This is a genomic window from Myxococcales bacterium (genome assembly GCA_022563535.1).
Lineage (GTDB): Bacteria > Myxococcota_A > UBA9160 > UBA9160 > UBA4427 > DUBZ01.
In genome coordinates this window covers 73,839-90,475 of sequence record JADFNE010000011.1, presented here as the reverse complement: position 1 = coordinate 90,475, position 16,637 = coordinate 73,839, and the positions used below count along the sequence as shown (strand labels likewise).

Below are 16,637 nucleotides of genomic sequence, written 5' to 3'. Positions count from 1 at the left end.
GCATCACCGAGGAGCGTCTGGGGTGAGGGGCCTCGCCGGCGAAGTAAAGCGAAGTCCAAGCCCCTTGAGCCGAGCCGACAATTGAAACCAATCGACCCACGCCCAAAAACAGTGCCCCAAAGAAAACAGCCATTCGCCGGAGAGGCCCCTCACCCCAGACGCGGCCCGCGAGCGAAGCCCTAGTCGTCGAGCCCGAAAACCTGTTCGATCGGATACAACCCCGCCTCCCGCCCAATCAACCAAGCCGCCGCCCGAACTGCCCCCACAGCAAAATGCTCCCGCGTCGCCGAGCGATGCACCAGCTCGATGCGCTCACCCTTGCCCACGAACATCACAGTGTGTTCGCCAGTGTTGTCCCCACCGCGCAGAGTTTGAATGCCAATCTGGTCCTGGGGCCGCGCACCAATCTCGCCAGCGCGCTCGAGCACCAAATGATCTTCGAGCACTTGCTCTCGGCCTTTGGCCACCGCTTCCGCGAGGAAAAGTGCAGTGCCACTCGGGGCGTCGCGCTTGGCGCTGTGGTGTATCTCGAAGAGTTCTGCGTCGAAGCCATCGCCCAGGCGACGACTGGCTTCGCGCGTGAGCCAACCCAGAACGTTCACCGCGAGTGAGAAGTTGGGTGCGTGAATCACGGGAATGCGCTGGGCCATGGCGGCGATCTCCGCGCGTTCTTCCGGACGGAAGCCGGTCGTGCCCGTGACGTACGCCACCCCGGCGTCGGTTGCGGCGCGAAGATTCGCGAGGGTCGACGTCGGAATCGAAAAATCGATCACAACCTGACAGCCCCCGAGTGCGCTCTTCACATCATCCGTGACCACGACCTCGGATTCGACTCGAGTGCCAAGCTCGGGATGTCCGCTGCGTTCGAGGGCGGCGCCCAGACACAGATCCGTGTGCGCCGAAACCTGAGCGCAAATCTGCTCTCCCATGCGGCCGAGCGCCCCGACGACCAGTACGCGTTTCCCTTCGCCCATTACAAGATCCCCAGTTCTTTCATGACCGCCTGGAGGCGATCGCGATTGGGTTGCGTGAGTTGGGTCAGGGGCAACCGGATGTCGTCCTGCATGACGCCCATTAGCGCCAGCGCCGCCTTTACGGGAATCGGATTTGTTTCAGTGAAGAGCGCGTTAAACAGCGGCAACAGCTGATAGTGCAATTCTCGGGCGCGCTCCGCGTCCCCAGATCGAAACGACTGGTGCAACTCCATCATGGCAGTGGGGACAATATTGGATGTTACGGCGATTCCGCCCTTGCCTCCAATTGCAAGAATCGGAAGCAGCAGCGTGTCGTCTCCTGCAAGCACATCGAAGTCGTCGGGACACAGCGCGATCACTTGTGCGATCTGTTCGAGATTGCCAGACGCCTCTTTGACCCCCACGATGAACTCGTTTTCGGCGAGACGCGCGAGGGTTTCGGGCGTGATGTTGGAAGCCGTGCGTCCGGGGATGTTGTAGATCATCAGCGGAAACTGGGTCTCGTTCGCGATGGCTTCGAAGTGTTCGACCAGTCCCTGCTGAGTGGGTTTGTTGTAGTAGGGCGAGAGCAACAGTGCCGCCGTCGCTCCCGCTTCCTTGGCGTATCGGGTAAAGCCAATGGCTTCGCGGGTGTTGTTCGAACCCGTGCCCGCCATCACCGGCACGCGACCCGCTGCAGCCGAGATCACAATGTCGATGACCTGGTGGTGCTCTTGCACCGAAAGGGTCGCGGATTCGCCCGTGGATCCGCAGGGCACCAGTCCAGCGATCCCCGCGGTGATTTGATTTTCGACCAACTGACGCAACGCGGGTTCGTCGATCTTGTCGTCGCGAAATGGGGTGACGAGTGCAGTAAAGACGCCTTCGAACATGATTACGCCTCCTCGAGCGGGATGCTTCCCGCAAATACATGCTGGGCTGGGCCCGTCATCAAAACCGGAGATTGATCGTCCGCCCAGGCGATTTCGAGTTCACCTCCGCGCAGTTCAACCACGACCTTTCGATCTACTACGCCGCGCAACATGCTGACGACGGCCGCCGCGCAAGCACCGCTGCCACAAGCCAACGTCTCACCGGTACCGCGCTCCCAGGTGCGTTGACGAAAGCGACTGCGATCCACGATCTCGATGAACTCGACGTTTACGCGATTTGGAAACGCGGAATGCCTCTCGATTGCGCTGCCCAACTCGTGAACCGCTGTAGTGTCGACGTTGTCGACCACCACTACCGCGTGCGGGTTGCCCATCGAAGCCGAAGACAGCGTGACGCGCTCGCTCGCCCCAGCTTCCAGCGCGACGTCCAACGTGACATCCAACACGGGCCCATCGCCACTGCCGAGAGTCGTCGGGATCTTTGCGGGTTCGAGGACCGGCAAGCCCATGTCCACCCGGACCATGCCCTCACCCGCCCAGCGTGGGCGAACCACGCCCGAGAGGGTTTCGACGCTGATCTCGTCGGCGTCGGTATGACCGTGATCGCGCAAATACTTGTAGAAGGCGCGAATGCCGTTCGCGCACATTTCCACCTGGGAACCGTCGGCGTTGAAGATCTCCATGCGAAAGTCGGCATTCTGAGACTCGCGAACCACCAGGATCTGATCCGCGCCAATTCCGAACTGGCGATGCGAGATGCGTCGCGAAAACGCGCCGAGATCTTCGGGCATGACGTCGCGAATCGCGTCGAGGATGATGACGTCGTTTCCGGCACCGTGCATTTTGGTGAAGGGAACACTTTTAGACGGGCTACTCATGGATCGATCCTATGGCAAAAAGCGCGTGACGACGAACGAAACCGCCGTCAAATGCTTGGATTGTCGGAGCCTGGGGGCAGAAGTCGCAGCGGAACCTGTACGGGAAGAACGAATCAGGACGACCGCCGCCAGGCCGGCGCGGGCGTCCTAGGGCTTGCCGTTCTTTCGCGCTTCGTCGTCGCTGTCCTGATCCAATGCGAGTTTGCTTGTTCCCGGCTGCTCCTGCGCCCCGAAGCCCTGCTGCGCGACTCGCACCGGCCTTCCGTACTTTCCGCAGGCCAGCGGCGCCACCATCGCGGCAGTGCACGACATCGCGATCAACATCACCACAATGCGGCGCATCATTTGGGACCTTCGATCTGCAGTCCCGCGCTTTCGAGAGCCTGGGCTTCTTCTTCGAGTTCACGCGTCGCGACATCGAGGGCTTCGCTCACGCGTTTCTGCGAGGTTCCGCCGATGAGTTCGCGCTTGGCGAGACTGCGCTCGAGATTCAGCAGGTCGGCCGATGGCGCGCGGAACGCCGAGTGGAAACCCTGCATCTCAGCTTGGCTGAGCGAGGTCAGGGACACGCCTTCCCGGCTGCAGTGCCCCACAATTTTTCCCACCGCCTGATGGGCCTCTCGGAACGGCACACCGTCGAGGACCAGAATCTCCGCCAGGTCGGTCGCGAGCAACATCGGGTCCCGGGCGGCATCCGCCATGCGAGCTTCGTTGACCTGCAGGGTCGCGAACGAGCCGCTCATGACTTCGAGACAATCGCGCAGGGTTGTCGCCGAATCGAAGAGCGGTTCTTTGTCTTCCTGCATGTCGCGGTTGTAGGTCAGGGGCAGGCCCTTCATGGTGGTCAAGAGCGAGACCAGGTTGCCGATCGCCCGGCCGGATTTGCCCCTCACCAACTCGGGCACGTCGGGATTCTTCTTCTGAGGCATCAAGCTCGAACCGGTCGAATACGCGTCCGCGAGTTCGACGAAGCCAAACTCCGCACTCGACCAGATGACCAGCTCTTCCGCGAAGCGCGAGAGGTTGACCATGCAGATCGCCGCTGCAGATAGAAACTCCAGCACGAGGTCCCGCGCCGCCACACTGTCCATGCTGTTGCGCGTGGGTTCGTCGAAGCCGAGTGCCCGGGCCGTATCTGCGCGATCGAGTGGCAGGGTGGATCCGGCCAGGGCTCCCGCGCCGAGAGGGCAGCGTCGGACCCGCGTCCGCAGGTCCGCAAAGCGCTCGGCGTCTCGCCCGAGCATCTCGACATAGGCGAGCCAGTGATGGGCCAGCCGCACGGGTTGAGCGCGCTGCAAGTGGGTATAGCCGGGCAAGATGGTGTCGATGTGCTGTCGGCTCCGCTCAACCAAGATCTGGCGAAGCCCGAGCAGTCCCATTTCGGTTGCCCAGCAGGTCTCTCGTAGATACAGGGCCGTATCGGTGGCCACCTGATCGTTTCGCGAGCGGCCGGTGTGAAGTCGTCCCGACACCGGACCGATCTGCTCTCGCAGGCGTGACTCGATGTTCATGTGAATGTCTTCGAGGGCTGGGTCGAATGGAAACGTGCCGGTCTCGATCTCGACTTCGATTGCGCGCAGGCCCGCGATCAACGCCTCCGCGTCTTCAGCGGGGATGATCTTGGTCCTGGCCAGCATCTGGGCATGGGCGATCGAACCCCGAATGTCGTAGCGCGCCAGCGCACGGTCGAAGTGAACGGAAGCGCTGAAGCGCTCAACGGTTGGATCCGTCGCACCGCTGAAGCGCCCGCCCCAAAGTTTCGTGGACTTTGGGTCGCCCGCTCGGCTCTCTTTCGTTTTGCTTTTCTTGTCTTTGCTCATGCCTGTCGGTCCGTTGATTGAACCCAGGTAATCTCGCGGTTTCCAAGCAGAATCACAAGCTCTGCCCGGGTTTTCCGGCGGTGCTAGCTTGTGTTCGGGGTGATCTGGCAAGCCCCCGGGGAGAGGTGCGATTTTGGGGACCCGGGCGACCAAAGGACCCGCACGGTCAAAGCGCAAAGAAGCCGCGCGCAAGCGCGGCGGCGCAAAGAAGCGCAGTGACTCCGGCTACAGCGTCGGCTGGGTAGTCGTGCGCGTGCTGACGGTGTTGGCCTTTATTTTCGGCTTGTCGACCGCGAACTGGATCGTTTCGATGAACCGCATTGTGGTGGATCGATTCGACGGCCAGCGCTTCGCGGTTCCCTCCAAGGTGTACTCCGCCCCGGACATCCTCTACCCGGGCCTCGACGCCGAGCTGATCGATCTGCGGGGCACCCTGGCGCGCTTGGGCTATCGAGAACAGACGGTGACCGCCGGGCGCCCCCTGCGCCCCGGCCTCTACCGCTGGTCGAAGAACCGCTTGCGAGTCTATCTGCGGGCCTTCAGCCATCCGACCCGCCCCGAGCCCGCCCGAGATATCGTGATCCGCTTCAAGGGAAACGTGATCGCCGAAATGCGCGAACTCCCGCGCTCGCGCGAAGTCGGCGCAGTCCTGCTCGAACCCGAACTCGTGGGTGCCTACTTTGGCAGCGAGCGTGAGCAGCGCGAACTCGTGAAGCTCGAATCCGTACCCCAGCACCTGATCGACGCGGTGTTGGCCGTCGAGGACCGTCGCTTCGCAAGCCATCATGGGGTTGATTTGACCCGCATCGGTGGCGCGATGCTCGCCAACCTACGCGCCGGCGGCGTGCGCCAGGGGGGCAGCACGCTCACCCAACAACTGGTCAAGAACTTCTTTCTGACTCCGGAACGAACCCTGCGCCGCAAGTTTCAGGAAGCCGTGATGGCGCTGATCGTGGAAGCCCAATATTCAAAGCGCCAAATTCTTCAGAGCTATCTGAATGAAATCTATCTAGGACGTCGTGGGGCGACTTCGATTCACGGAGTCGGGGAGGCTACGCGTTACTACTTTGGCAAGACGGTCGCCGAACTCGTGCCCGCCGAATCGGCGTTGCTGGCCGCCATCATCCAGAGTCCAAATCGGCTTTCACCTCATCGCAACCCCGAATCGGCCCGGGAACGGCGCGATCTAGTACTCGAGTTGATGCGCAAGCAGGGGCGACTCGAACTGGAAGAATTCAACTTGGCTCGGGGTACGCCGCTGGACGTCGCGATGCCGACCACCGAGTCCGGAGACGCGCGTTACTTCCTCGATCTGCTGAGACAGCAACTCCCCGAAGCCTACGACCGCACGCTATTGCAGACCGAGGGACTGAAGATCTACTCGACTCTCAATTCGAGACTCCAGCGCGCCGCGGTGCGCGCGCTAGTGGAGGGCCTGGAGTCGATCGAACGTCTCAATCCCGAGCTCCTGAGCGAGAATCCGAGCAAGAGGCTACAGGGTTGCCTGATCGCGATGCGTCCCCAGACCGGAGAGATCCTGGCGCTGGTGGGCGGTCGAAATTATGGCCAATCGCAGTTCAATCGCTGCACCCAGGCGCGCAGGCCCGCCGGCAGCGTGTTCAAACCCTTCATATATCTCGCGGCGCTCGAAAATCGCGACGGCCCGCCAATCGCCACCCTGGCGAGTTTTCTCGATGATGTCCCGCTGGAGATCGAGACTCGTGACGGAGTCTGGCGGCCACAGAACTACGATCATGAATTTCGCGGGCGTGTTTCGCTCCGCAGCGCACTCGAGCGCTCGCTCAATGTTCCCTCGGTTCGTCTGGCACTGCGGGTCGGGATCGATCGCGTGGCCGAAATGGCGAAGCGCATGGGCGTAAACAGCTACCTGCCTCTGGTGCCGAGCCTGGCCCTCGGCACTGCAGAACTCTCGCCGATGGAGATTGCCCGGGCTTACGCGACCCTGGCGAGTGGAGGTGTGCGTCCCACCCCCCATACCTTCGAGGACGTCACCGCCGAGAATCGTACGCTCGAGCAGCGCCGTCTCGAACTCCGGCAGGTCATCGACCCGGGTCTCGCGCACCTCGGAGTTTCGTTGCTAGAGGGCGTGGTAAACCGGGGCACTGCGCGACGCTTGCGCTGGCTGGGACTGAAGGGAGCGCTGGCGGGAAAGACCGGGACGACCGACGACGAACGGGACCTTTGGTTTGTTGGGTTTACCCCCGAGTTGGTCGCGGTGGTCTGGCTGGGATTCGATGAGCCGCGCAGCATCGGGGTTTCGAGTAGTCGGGGCCCGCTGCCCATCTGGGCGAGCTTCATCAAGGAAGCGATGGGAAACGAGATGCGTGGAAGCTTCATTCCGCCGGGCAATATCGAACACCTCGAGATCGATCCTCGTTCCGGCGCGCTGGCGATGCCGGGTTGTCCCAGTCGTCAGGCTGAAATCTTCCTCGCCGGCACGGCTCCCAGCGAAATTTGTGACGGTCGCAGGCGCAGTCCGGTTGCCGGGCGAGAGTTGGATCGCCATGATCCACGGCGGCAGGACCGAGTTCGCTCGCGCGAACAGAATCGTGGACTCTTCGGCTGGCTGCGAGAAATTTTGTAAGAGGTCGCGAGTGGATCCATTCCGCCTGTTTCGCTCCACCCGAACATCGCGAGCAGATAAATGTCTCGCTCGCCTTTTCAGCTCGTTGAGCCTAGGTTTAAAGGACAATCTCGTGTCGCAACCGCATTATCGTTTCTTGTCGATTGTATTCGCTGTGCTGTTGACTGGTGCGAACCTTGGCTGCATCACCGATCGGTCGAGCTGGAACGAGCTTACGCCGGTGCGTATCTCGAGCTTGCTCGAATCAGGAGACGCGGCGCGGCGCGCTTCGCTGCTTCTCATCGATGAAGGACTCGAGTCCGACGCGCGGGGCCAACCGGAGGCAGCCCTGGCCCGCTACGAGCGCGCGCTGCAGGTCGATGCAACCAATCCCTATGTTTATCTCGCAATTTCACGTCATCACGTTGAAGGGCGGGACCCGGCCCGCGCACTGCAGTTTCTCGACCACGCCGAATCACTGTTGCGAATGAGAGGTGGTCTGTCCGACGAAGTGCAGGTTCATCTGCTCGGACTGAGGGGAGCTGCCCTCTATGATTCGGGTCAACTCTCGGAAGCGGCCGAGCTACTCGATCGCGCTCGCGCACTTTCGCCAAAGATTTGGGGCGACGGTTCACTCGATGCTGACGAACTGCGCTGATGCATGTGGGATCTTTACACATACGTCCATGAATTGATTCAGTTTCGATCCGATCGCGATGGGCCGGTAAGCATTTACAGTTCTTCGTCGAGAGAGTGTTAACAAGTTCGCTCGTCGAACGACTCACTGGAGTAAAGTCAAGCGCAAAGACGATGCGCGTCTCTCAATCTTTCAAGTTCGCAGATCAGCCGAATGCCGGGTGAGGCAGGTAATTATTTCACCCGACGCAAAAATTAGTTGGCCCAGAATTTTTCCTTTTGGATCGGTGGAGTCCCCGAGCAATCGACATTGATCTGTGTCAATTATCTCAACGCGTGATGATTGATCGTTGACAGTTCCGCACGCCTTGCGATAACTAGTGCTCCTCTCAAATATGCCAACGGCAACCGGCCAAGAAAAACTCATCGGTGACCCTCCAATGATCTCTCTGACCCATTTCGTCGATACGGCAAACAGCATAGAGCTCCGCGAGTTAGCACCTCTCGCACAGTTGGACGGGACAGTGAAATCCTTGTCCCCTCTCTTCACATATTCCCTCCGCTACGACCGCTACGACCGCCGTCTTCTTGAGACCCATTTTGGCGATCAGCGAGACCGCGAATCATCGGTTAACGCAGTTAACATACTTGCTGTCCACACCAAGGACGCCAGAAGGGACGCCAGAAGGGACGCCAGAAAGGACACCAGGCAAGGCACCATGACAGCAAGAACCGCGATGACAGAAGACGTCATAGAGTTCGAACATCAAGTTGACCTTTAACCCTCCGCAACCGAGAGCAGCCCATACATGACAAAATCAAAGAGCGACTATTCGATTCAGACAGTCAGCAACGCACTGAGGGTCTTGGAGGTCTTCTCTGAAAAAGACGAAATCGGTGTCAGCGATTTGTCTCGGCGCCTCGGTCTGCACAAAAACAACGTCTTTCGTCTCCTCGCCACCCTCGAGGAGAATGGTTACATCGAACAGAGTGCTCGCAGTGAGCAATATCGTCTGGGAACGGGTTGCCTCGAACTTGGGCGCGCCTTCGCGCGAGGGAACACGCTGCTGCGGAGTGCTCGTCCGATCCTGGCCGAGTTGAGCGCGGCACTGGGCGAAACCGTCCACATTGCAAAGCTGCGCGGGTCCGAAGTGATTCACCTCGATAGCGAAGTCCCCGAGCAGCTGATCTTGACTTCCTCTCGGATCGGCTTGCGCCTGCCAGCAAATTGCACGGCCATGGGTAAAGTCTTGCTCGCCGGACTCGCACCCGAGCCCCGTGCAAAACTCGTCAATGAATTGTTCTCCCAGCCCGACAGCGAATCCGGGACGCCGAACACCATCGTCGACCGCGATAAGTTCTCCGAGCATCTGTCGTCAGTTGCCATCCAGGGGTTTGGCGTGGATCTGGAAGAGCACGAAGTCGGCCTGTGCTGCGTCGCGGCACCGGTGTTCGACGAAAGCGGTCAGACCGTGGCCGCAATCTCAGCTTCGGGCCCCAGCTTCCGACTCACTCAAGACCGTTTGCTCGGCACCGTGGCGCCAGCCGTAGTAGCCGCCGCCAACAAACTGAGTCGCAACCTGGGCCGGTAGCCCCCCGGCGAGGGACTCACCCCCTCACCCCGTAAATTTCGGTTCCCGCTTCTCGAGAAACGCCCCGATCCCCTCGGTGTGTTCTTCGCTGGAAAAGACGAGCCCAAACGCATTCTGCTCGAGTGCGTGCGCCGTTCGAACATCGGCGTCCTGTCCTTGGTGAATCACCCGCTTGGCGAGTTGCACCGCTTCCGGTCCCGCTTCTGCAACGGCCTGTGCGGTTTCGAGTGACTTGGCCATCAGCTCTTCAGGTTCGAAGACCCGGTTCGCGAGCCCGATCCGGGCTGCCTCGTCGGCTCTGATGTTGGCACCGGAACACACGAGTTCCTTCGCCCAGGCAACGCCCACTCGGCGGACCAGACGACTGGTTCCGCCAAAGCCGGGAATCAGCCCGAGCTTGACTTCGGGCTGACCAAAGCGCGCCTTGGTCGAGGCATAGATCCAGTCGCACGACATCGCGAGCTCACATCCGCCACCCAACGCAAACCCATTTACGGCGGCGATCGTGGGCACTGCGAGTTGTTCCAGCGACGCGAATACCCGATGCCCCAGGCGGCTGAACTCTTCGGCTTCACGGGGACTCATGTGGCTCATGGCTTCGATATCGGCCCCCGCGGCGAAGGCCCGGCCCTCGCCCGTCAAAACCAATGCCCTCACGGAAGAATCGCGCGCGACTTCGCCCACCACGGCTTCCAGGGCCAACAAGATTTCCCGATCCAATGCGTTCAGGGTATCGGGGCGGTTCAGGGTCAAGAGCGCAACGGCATCCCTGCGTTCGCTTCGTATCAGTTCAGTCATCGGGATTCCTTTTCTGGATCAGGAATGCTGCAGCCACGCCGAGCAGATACAAGGCGATCATGGGTATGGCGAGAAAGAGTTGGCTCACGACGTCGGGCGGTGTGAGGATCGCCGCCGTGATGAACACGCACAACACCGCGTACGGGGTGAAGGCAAGCAATTGCTTCGCGGTCACGATGCCCGCCATCGCGAGAAAGAATACCAACAGAGGCAGTTCGAACGCGACTCCAAAGGCGAGGAAGAGTCGCGTGGTAAGGGAGAAGACCTCGCGCATGGTCCAGGCCGAGACTACGAACTCGCTGCTGAAACTGCCGAAGAAATCGAAGATGATCGGGAACACGATCGTGTAGCCAAAAATCGATCCGCCGGAGAACAACAACGTCGAGGCGCACACGAAGGGAACCACGAAGCGCCGCTCTCCTTCGTAGAGGCCCGGAGACACAAAGGCCCACGCGTGCCAGAAGAACATCGGCAACGAGAGGATGAAGCCAGCGAGCAATGCGCTCTTGATGTAGGTGAAGAAGATTTCAGTCGGCGCGATGGACTGGAGCGACGCTCCACTCCCCAGCGCGGCGATCGCAGGCGCGAGCAGGAAGGCGAAGATCTCTTCCGCCCACGCATAAGACAATCCGGCGCAGAAAAGCCAACTCGCGACCACCCAGGCGATTCGGGTGCGGAGTTCGGCGAGATGGTCGGTAATTGGGAGTTCGGGATCAGTCAACCGATGAACCCGTATCCGGCTTCGCGGCAGCCGATCCGTCCGCTGCGGGGACCGGCAGCTCGCCAGATGGGTCGGTCGTGTCGGGGCTACTGATGTCTTCTGTGTCCTTGGTGTCCTTGGTGTCTTCGGGAAGCGGGCTGTCGGGTTCCATGGACACGCCCGCCTGGTTGGGGCCGGGCGGCGGGTCGATCTCGTGGGGCTCGAGGTCGAGGTCGATGCTGCGCTTCAGGTCGTTCGAGGCCCGGCGAAATTCGGCCAGTCCTCGGCCCAGAGTGCGCGCAAGCTCGGGCAGTTTCTTGGGGCCCATCACGAGAAGCGCGACCACGAGCACCACTGCGAGTTCGACCGGTCCGATTCCAAACATCGCCGGGCATTCTAGCCCAGGCAACGGGGGGCGGTGTTGGGCTACCGGGCGATCAACGACAGCCAATTCCAAATAAAAGAAGGGGGCCGGCAGCAACCCCCCCGGATTATTCGCTGCCGGCCCCCCATTTCAACTTGGGAGCCAGCGACTACCCCCCCGGATTTATTGTCGCCGGCCCCCATCTTGCAATTGCGCTTGCAATTGCGCTTGAAATTTGGGAGCCGGCGATACCCCCCCCGAATCATCGCCGGCCCCCGATATTATTTTTGCGCTTTCGTTCCCCCGATTCCCGGTCGTCGAACTAGTTGCCAGTGATTCTGGTTCGCTTTCCGTCTTCAAAGCGGATGCGCGACATTCGCGGTTGGGATTCGCGCAATAGCGCGAGACCGAGCCGGAAACGTCCGGCAGATGTTTCTTCGGACCAAACCACGCGCGCGACGACGTCGCGCGACACATGACCATGAAGGTTTCGCACCATGACCCGCAGCAGAGAGCCAATGGCCTCGTCTTCCACGACGACCAGGCACAGGCCCCCCTCCGATTCATTGAGCATGAGGCACCGGCGCTTTTGCGAGTCGAGACTCATGCGAGGAAATGCGCTGTAGTCGGCCTGGCGAAGTTCTTCGCGTCGAAATTCGCGTCGGGGGTCGCTGGCGACGATGTCGGATTCCTGATCGATCGCCAATCCGTGATTCTGAGAATGGTTCATTGTGCAGGCCCTTCGTAGGCGCCCTTGTTGAAGGCGCGGGTGAGTTCTGCCGGGCTCGGTGTCCCGGTGGTAGTTTCTTCCGGCATCTTGCTCTGTGCGATCTCACAGAACACGCCCACGATCTGGGCATCGAACTGGCTGCCGGCCCCCTTGCGGAGTTCGCTCAACGCGATACGACGACCGTCTTCCGGGGCTTCTGGTCGCCTGCCTACGATCGCGTCGAAGGCGTCGGCGACTGCGATGATGCGCGCGAGTAGCGGCGTGTCTTCGGCCCGCAGTCCATCGGGATATCCCGTGCCATCCCATCGTTCGTGGTGGTGACGCACGGCGTCGGTAATCGTCTTCGGAAGGCTGAGTGGTTGAAGCAGGCGTTCGCCGATCGCAGGGTGCTCCTCGACCGCGTCTCGTTGTACTGGATCCAACGGCTCGCCGAACGGCATCACGTCCGGTGAGAGACCCACCTTGCCAATATCGTGAAGAAAGCCTGCGACCCGCGTGTGTTCGCGAAGCGTCGAGTCGAGCTTCATGCAATCCGCGATCAAACCGGCGTAGAACGAAATTCGTCGCGCATGGCCGCGCATTGCGGGATCGCGACTGGAGATGGTATCGGCGAGCAGTTCCAGGAATTTGATCGTCGGTGAATCGGCGGCTTGCTCGAAATTGGCCGTTGGCTCGATCCGTGGATCTTCCAGCAGGGTGTGGAGCCTCGTCTGCAATTCTTTATTGTTCTCGAGTTCGCACAGGATGTCTTCGGCGGTGCGCTCGCGACCCACCACGTTGCCGAGGCCCTCGAGAAAACGTACGAGTCGTCGGCGTCCCTGCTGCCGATGCAATGCGCTTGCGACTGCGGCGTTCACCTGAACGACATCGAACGGCTTGGTGATGAAATCGCTCACCCCGGAGCGAATCCCGCGGACTGCGGCATCGACCGTGGCGAAGCCCGTGATGATGATGATCTCGATCTCGGGAAATTCCTGGCGGATGATTCCGACGAGCTTGTCACCCTTGATCCCCGGCATGTTGAGATCGACCGTGACGAGATCGACCGCCCGGCTGCGTAAAATATCGAGGGCGCAGTTGACCCCCTCGGCGGTCACCACCTCGTGGCCGGAGGAAAGAATCATGCGCAACGACTCGCGCGGGCCTCTCTCGTCATCGACGACGAGAACAACGCCCCGTTGGGTGCTGGTTTGGACGGGTTCTGGCGAGTTTGCGCTGCCCATGGGGTGACTGAACAGCAAGCGTCATGCCAGCTATCAGCAGAATGAAAAGTCTCTTGTAGATCGGTGTTTTTGAACGGGAATTCCAAATTCTAGTCAGGGGGTTGCAGGGTCCCGGCGCAGCGGCTGACGTTCCGTCCGGAACGAACTTTCAGGTGAGTTCTCGTAACAGTTGGATTTCAAAAAGGAATGTAGGAGTGTTCCTAACCGAACGCCCACGCGGTCGATGTTCAAAGTCGAACGCCGTCGGCGTCAGCCCGCTATTCCGAGGTCCCTCGCTCCGGGGTTGGGATGTCGAATCGGTCCATTTTGATTTTGAGCACCCGGCGGGTAATTCCGAGGTCCTCTGCGGCCCGGGTCTGGTTCCAGTTGTGCCGCTCGAGGGATTCGAGGATCAACTCGCGCTCGAAGCGGCCCACGGTTTCTTCGAACCCACCGTGGCCGCTGCGCCAGGCCTCGCGCAGTCGATCACTGCGACCCGCGCTCATGATCGCGTGAGGCAGGTCTTCCAGACCAATGATGTCGCCATCGCACAGGGCCGCACCGTGCTCGATGGCGTTTTCGAGTTCGCGCACGTTCCCCGGCCACGCATAGCGCTCGATGGCCGCAAGGGCTTCGGGGTCGAGTTGGATCTCGCGGTCGAGTTCGCCGCAGATTCGTTCAAGAAACGTTTCGGCCAACAAGCGGATGTCTTCGCGTCGGTCGCGCAGGGGGGGGATTTCGATCGCAATGACGTTGATCCGGTAGTAGAGGTCGTTGCGAAAACGCCCGGCTTCGGTTTCCCGGGTGAGGTTGCGGTTGGTGGCCGCGATGATGCGGGCATCGACATCGATCGAATGGGGATTTCCGATCCGTTCGATCTTCTTCTCCTGCAGGGCCCGCAATAGCTTGACTTGCAGGCTCAACTCGAGCTCGCCAATCTCGTCTAGCAGCAACGTTCCACCATCGGCCGCTTCGAAACGTCCGATCTGAAGATTCGTCGCCCCGGAGAAGGAGCCCTTCTCGTGACCGAAGAGCTCGCTCTCCATCAAGTGGTGAGCGATCGCCCCGCAGTTGAGGGCGATGAAGGGGCCACCCTGCCGGGGTCCCAGCTCGTGGATCGCCTGGGCGACCAACTCCTTGCCCGTGCCGCTCTCCCCGGTGATCAAGACACTCGCGCGGGAATCGGCGATGCGCTCGATGGTGCGGAAAAGCTCGAGCATCGCGGGACTCCGGCCAATCATGCGACCGAGCTGTTGGCGCCCCGCAACCTCGTCGCGCAGGCGCACGACCTCTCGTTCGAGCTCGCCGTGCTCCAGCAACTGGCGAATCTTGATCTGAAGGGCGTCGAGTTCGAATGGCTTGGTGATGAAGTCGGCCGCGCCTTCTTTCATCGCGGCGACGGCGGCGTCGATGGTGTTGGTGGCCGTCAAGACCACCACGGGAACCTTCACCCTGCGGTCCCGCAGCTCCCGCAGAAGATCGAGTCCTCCGCGTCCGGGCATCACGAGGTCGAGAATGATGAGGTCCGGCGTGCGCTCGCTGAGAGTTTGCAACGCGCTCTCGACGTCCGCAGCCGTCGCGACCGTGAACTCACTCTTGAGCAGCATTCGGAGAGACTCTCGAACGCCAATCTCGTCGTCGACCACCAAAATAAAGGCCATTGGGTGCACGGTACCACGGGAGGACGCCGACCGCGCGCCCGGGTCGTAGGGCACGCGGTCGCGAAACTTCTCAACCGATCTCGTCGAACGATTTTTGGAAATTACTTCGTCGCTTCAACACCGGGTCGGCTGGATACGCGCTCGAACCAGGCGGCAATGTTCTTGAGGCTCGGGTCTGCCGCTTGACCGACCTGGCTGCCGAACATCATGAACGAAATGAGCAGGATGTCGGCCAGGCCGAAGCGATCCCCCGCAATGAAGTCCCGCCCCTCCAATTCGCCGTCGAGCCATTCGAGGCCGTCTCGCGCCTTGGCTTTGAGCCCGTCGGCCGCCTCGGGGATCGTGCGAATCCGGTCCTTGAACAGCGGGAGTCCTTCCGAGAAGCGGAAACCGTCCGCCAATGGTCCAGTGATGGCGAGTTCCGTGCGCCGGGTCCACATGCGGGTCACGGCCTTTTCCGCCGCGGTTGTGCCGATCAGCGCGGGTTCGGGCTGAATGTCTTCGAGGTACTCGCAGATTACGAGGGTTTCAGAGATGAAGCTGCCGTCGTCGAGTTCGAGGCAGGGAAGTTGGCCGGTCGGGTTCTTCGCGATGTAGTCGTCCCCGCGGTTTTCTCCGCCCATCAGGTCGACCTCGACCAAATCAATGTCGATGTTTTTTTCACGGGCAAAAATGCGAACGAGATGGGGATTGGGGCCGATCGAATTGTGAAGTTTCATGTTTTCTCCTGGAAGAAATGTGGGGAGCCGATGGCGTCAGGTTACCGCCCGATCAGTTGGGCGACCACGCGAGCTTCACCGCCTTCGGCGGGGTTCCGGTACAGTTCGACCTTGGTTCGGGTGCGCAGTTCAAGGAGTGAGAATGGCAAAGATCGATGTCTTCAACGGTGACGCGGATGGGATCTGTGCCCTCACGCAGTTCCGCAACGCCAACCCCGCCGAGAGCCGATTGATCACGGGAGTCAAGCGTGACATTGCCCTCGTCGCAAAGGCGGGGATCGAAGCTGGCGACGAGGTAACGGTGTTGGATGTCTCGCTCGACAAGAACCGCGACGCAGTTGTGGCCGCACTCGAGTTGGGGGCGAACGTCTTCTACGTGGACCATCACTTTGCCGGGGACATCCCGACGCAAGCGGGACTCGAAACGTTGATCGATACGTCACCCGACATCTGTACGAGCATCTTGATGAACGAACATCTCGGGGGACGATTCGTCGAATGGGCGATCGTTGGTGCATTCGGCGACAACTTGAAGACGAGTGCCGAGTCTCTGGCGGGGCCCCTGTCGTTCGCCGCTACCGAGATCGAGCTTCTCGAAAACCTGGGGATCTACATCAACTACAACGGGTACGGTGCGACACTCGACGAGCTCCACTTTCGTCCAAAAGATCTATACGAATTGGTTTCCGTATATGCCAAGCCGCTCGATTTTATTCGAGACGGCGCGCAGCATTTTGAAAAGCTCGAGACCGGTTACCGCGAAGACATGGCGAGCGCGCGAAAGGTAAAGGCCAGTCGCCAGTCCCGGGCCGCCGCAGTGTTCATGTTCCCAGACCGTTCCTGGGCCCGGCGAGTGAGCGGAGTCTTCAGTAACGATCTCGCCAATGAATCGCCGGACAGGGCGCACGCGGTGGTGACCGAACGAGGGGATGGCACGTATCTCGTGAGTGTCCGCGCGCCACTCAGCAACAAAGTCGGTGCAGTCGATTTGTGCCGCCGCTTTCCGACCGGTGGGGGGCGGGAAGCCGCGGCCGGCATCAACAACCTGCCCGCCGACCAGCTCGAAGACTTCACAAATGAGTTCTGCGATTTTTATTCGAGTTAGAA

17 protein-coding genes are annotated in these 16,637 nt (G+C 60.8%); 5 read left to right on the top strand and 12 right to left on the bottom strand.

Translation table 11 applies throughout. The features are described 5' to 3' along the window. Positions 1-179 precede the first annotated feature (179 nt). The 5 genes from IH881_05700 to argH form a co-directional block, all read right to left on the bottom strand. Positions 180-974, bottom strand: a complete 795-nt coding sequence (locus tag IH881_05700; GenBank protein ID MCH7867172.1) for a 4-hydroxy-tetrahydrodipicolinate reductase — start codon at positions 972-974, stop codon at positions 180-182. Beyond that, the gene (locus tag IH881_05695) at positions 974-1,849 is read right to left on the bottom strand and encodes a 4-hydroxy-tetrahydrodipicolinate synthase (GenBank protein MCH7867171.1); all 876 of its coding nucleotides are present in this window, start codon (positions 1,847-1,849) and stop codon (positions 974-976) included. Before IH881_05695 ends, IH881_05700 begins: the two co-directional genes overlap by 1 nt. Further along, positions 1,849-2,724: a diaminopimelate epimerase gene (locus IH881_05690; GenBank protein MCH7867170.1), complete on the bottom strand. Its 876-nt coding sequence runs from the start codon at positions 2,722-2,724 to the stop codon at positions 1,849-1,851. The genes IH881_05695 and IH881_05690 overlap by 1 nt, the downstream gene beginning before the upstream one ends. A 147-nt stretch (positions 2,725-2,871) precedes the next feature. Then, positions 2,872-3,069, bottom strand: coding sequence for a hypothetical protein (locus IH881_05685; protein MCH7867169.1), 198 nt, complete (start codon positions 3,067-3,069; stop codon positions 2,872-2,874). After that, positions 3,066-4,544 carry an argininosuccinate lyase gene (gene argH / locus IH881_05680; protein ID MCH7867168.1) on the bottom strand — a complete coding sequence of 493 codons (1,479 nt, stop codon included), beginning with the start codon at positions 4,542-4,544 and terminating at the stop codon, positions 3,066-3,068. The genes IH881_05685 and argH overlap by 4 nt, the downstream gene beginning before the upstream one ends. Before the next feature lie 133 nt (positions 4,545-4,677). Here argH and IH881_05675 point away from each other — a divergent pair, with 133 nt between their 5' ends. The 4 genes from IH881_05675 to IH881_05660 all read left to right on the top strand — a co-directional run bounded on the left by IH881_05675 (position 4,678) and on the right by IH881_05660 (position 9,356). After that, positions 4,678-7,149, top strand: a complete 2,472-nt coding sequence (locus IH881_05675) for a PBP1A family penicillin-binding protein (GenBank protein ID MCH7867167.1) — start codon at positions 4,678-4,680, stop codon at positions 7,147-7,149. Positions 7,150-7,261: 112 nt separating this feature from the next. Further along, a complete protein-coding gene (locus tag IH881_05670) occupies positions 7,262-7,786 on the top strand; it encodes a hypothetical protein (GenBank protein MCH7867166.1) in 525 nt (174 codons plus the stop codon). A 358-nt stretch (positions 7,787-8,144) separates the two neighbouring features. After that, positions 8,145-8,546, top strand: coding sequence for a hypothetical protein (locus IH881_05665; GenBank protein MCH7867165.1), 402 nt, complete (start codon positions 8,145-8,147; stop codon positions 8,544-8,546). Positions 8,547-8,573: 27 nt separating this feature from the next. Continuing rightward, a complete protein-coding gene (locus IH881_05660; GenBank protein MCH7867164.1) occupies positions 8,574-9,356 on the top strand; it encodes an IclR family transcriptional regulator in 783 nt (260 codons plus the stop codon). A 24-nt stretch (positions 9,357-9,380) separates the two neighbouring features. On the opposite strand, the gene IH881_05655 is transcribed toward IH881_05660, so the two are convergent. The 7 genes from IH881_05655 to IH881_05625 form a co-directional block, all read right to left on the bottom strand. Next, positions 9,381-10,154: an enoyl-CoA hydratase/isomerase family protein gene (locus IH881_05655; GenBank protein ID MCH7867163.1), complete on the bottom strand. Its 774-nt coding sequence runs from the start codon at positions 10,152-10,154 to the stop codon at positions 9,381-9,383. Continuing rightward, positions 10,147-10,875, bottom strand: a complete 729-nt coding sequence (gene tatC / locus IH881_05650) for a twin-arginine translocase subunit TatC (protein ID MCH7867162.1) — start codon at positions 10,873-10,875, stop codon at positions 10,147-10,149. Before tatC ends, IH881_05655 begins: the two co-directional genes overlap by 8 nt. After that, positions 10,868-11,239 (bottom strand): twin-arginine translocase TatA/TatE family subunit, encoded by a 372-nt coding sequence (gene tatA, locus IH881_05645; GenBank protein MCH7867161.1) that lies wholly within the window; start codon positions 11,237-11,239, stop codon positions 10,868-10,870. The genes tatC and tatA overlap by 8 nt, the downstream gene beginning before the upstream one ends. A gap of 301 nt (positions 11,240-11,540) precedes the next feature. Then, positions 11,541-11,948, bottom strand: a complete 408-nt coding sequence (locus IH881_05640) for a PilZ domain-containing protein (protein MCH7867160.1) — start codon at positions 11,946-11,948, stop codon at positions 11,541-11,543. Continuing rightward, positions 11,945-13,189: a response regulator gene (locus IH881_05635; protein ID MCH7867159.1), complete on the bottom strand. Its 1,245-nt coding sequence runs from the start codon at positions 13,187-13,189 to the stop codon at positions 11,945-11,947. The genes IH881_05640 and IH881_05635 overlap by 4 nt, the downstream gene beginning before the upstream one ends. A gap of 239 nt (positions 13,190-13,428) precedes the next feature. Then, positions 13,429-14,811, bottom strand: coding sequence for a sigma-54-dependent Fis family transcriptional regulator (locus tag IH881_05630; protein MCH7867158.1), 1,383 nt, complete (start codon positions 14,809-14,811; stop codon positions 13,429-13,431). Positions 14,812-14,912: 101 nt separating this feature from the next. After that, positions 14,913-15,530: a glutathione S-transferase family protein gene (locus IH881_05625; protein ID MCH7867157.1), complete on the bottom strand. Its 618-nt coding sequence runs from the start codon at positions 15,528-15,530 to the stop codon at positions 14,913-14,915. 142 nt (positions 15,531-15,672) lie between these two features. On the opposite strand from IH881_05625, the gene IH881_05620 reads away from it, so the two are divergent. Continuing rightward, positions 15,673-16,635: a DHH family phosphoesterase gene (locus IH881_05620; GenBank protein ID MCH7867156.1), complete on the top strand. Its 963-nt coding sequence runs from the start codon at positions 15,673-15,675 to the stop codon at positions 16,633-16,635. Positions 16,636-16,637: the final 2 nt, after the last annotated feature.

Bases quoted from the DNA above. Each gene is read 5' to 3' on its own strand.
- IH881_05690 (MCH7867170.1), bottom strand. From the start codon at position 2,724: ATGAGTAGCCCGTCTAAAAGTGTTCCCTTCACCAAAATGCACGGTGCC.
- tatA (MCH7867161.1), bottom strand. From the start codon at position 11,239: ATGTTTGGAATCGGACCGGTCGAACTCGCAGTGGTGCTCGTGGTCGCG.
- IH881_05620 (MCH7867156.1), top strand. From the start codon at position 15,673: ATGGCAAAGATCGATGTCTTCAACGGTGACGCGGATGGGATCTGTGCC.
- argH (MCH7867168.1), bottom strand. From the start codon at position 4,544: ATGAGCAAAGACAAGAAAAGCAAAACGAAAGAGAGCCGAGCGGGCGAC.
- IH881_05655 (MCH7867163.1), bottom strand. From the start codon at position 10,154: ATGACTGAACTGATACGAAGCGAACGCAGGGATGCCGTTGCGCTCTTG.
- IH881_05640 (MCH7867160.1), bottom strand. From the start codon at position 11,948: ATGAACCATTCTCAGAATCACGGATTGGCGATCGATCAGGAATCCGAC.
- IH881_05630 (MCH7867158.1), bottom strand. From the start codon at position 14,811: ATGGCCTTTATTTTGGTGGTCGACGACGAGATTGGCGTTCGAGAGTCT.
- IH881_05685 (MCH7867169.1), bottom strand. From the start codon at position 3,069: ATGATGCGCCGCATTGTGGTGATGTTGATCGCGATGTCGTGCACTGCC.
- IH881_05625 (MCH7867157.1), bottom strand. From the start codon at position 15,530: ATGAAACTTCACAATTCGATCGGCCCCAATCCCCATCTCGTTCGCATT.
- IH881_05700 (MCH7867172.1), bottom strand. From the start codon at position 974: ATGGGCGAAGGGAAACGCGTACTGGTCGTCGGGGCGCTCGGCCGCATG.
- IH881_05660 (MCH7867164.1), top strand. From the start codon at position 8,574: ATGACAAAATCAAAGAGCGACTATTCGATTCAGACAGTCAGCAACGCA.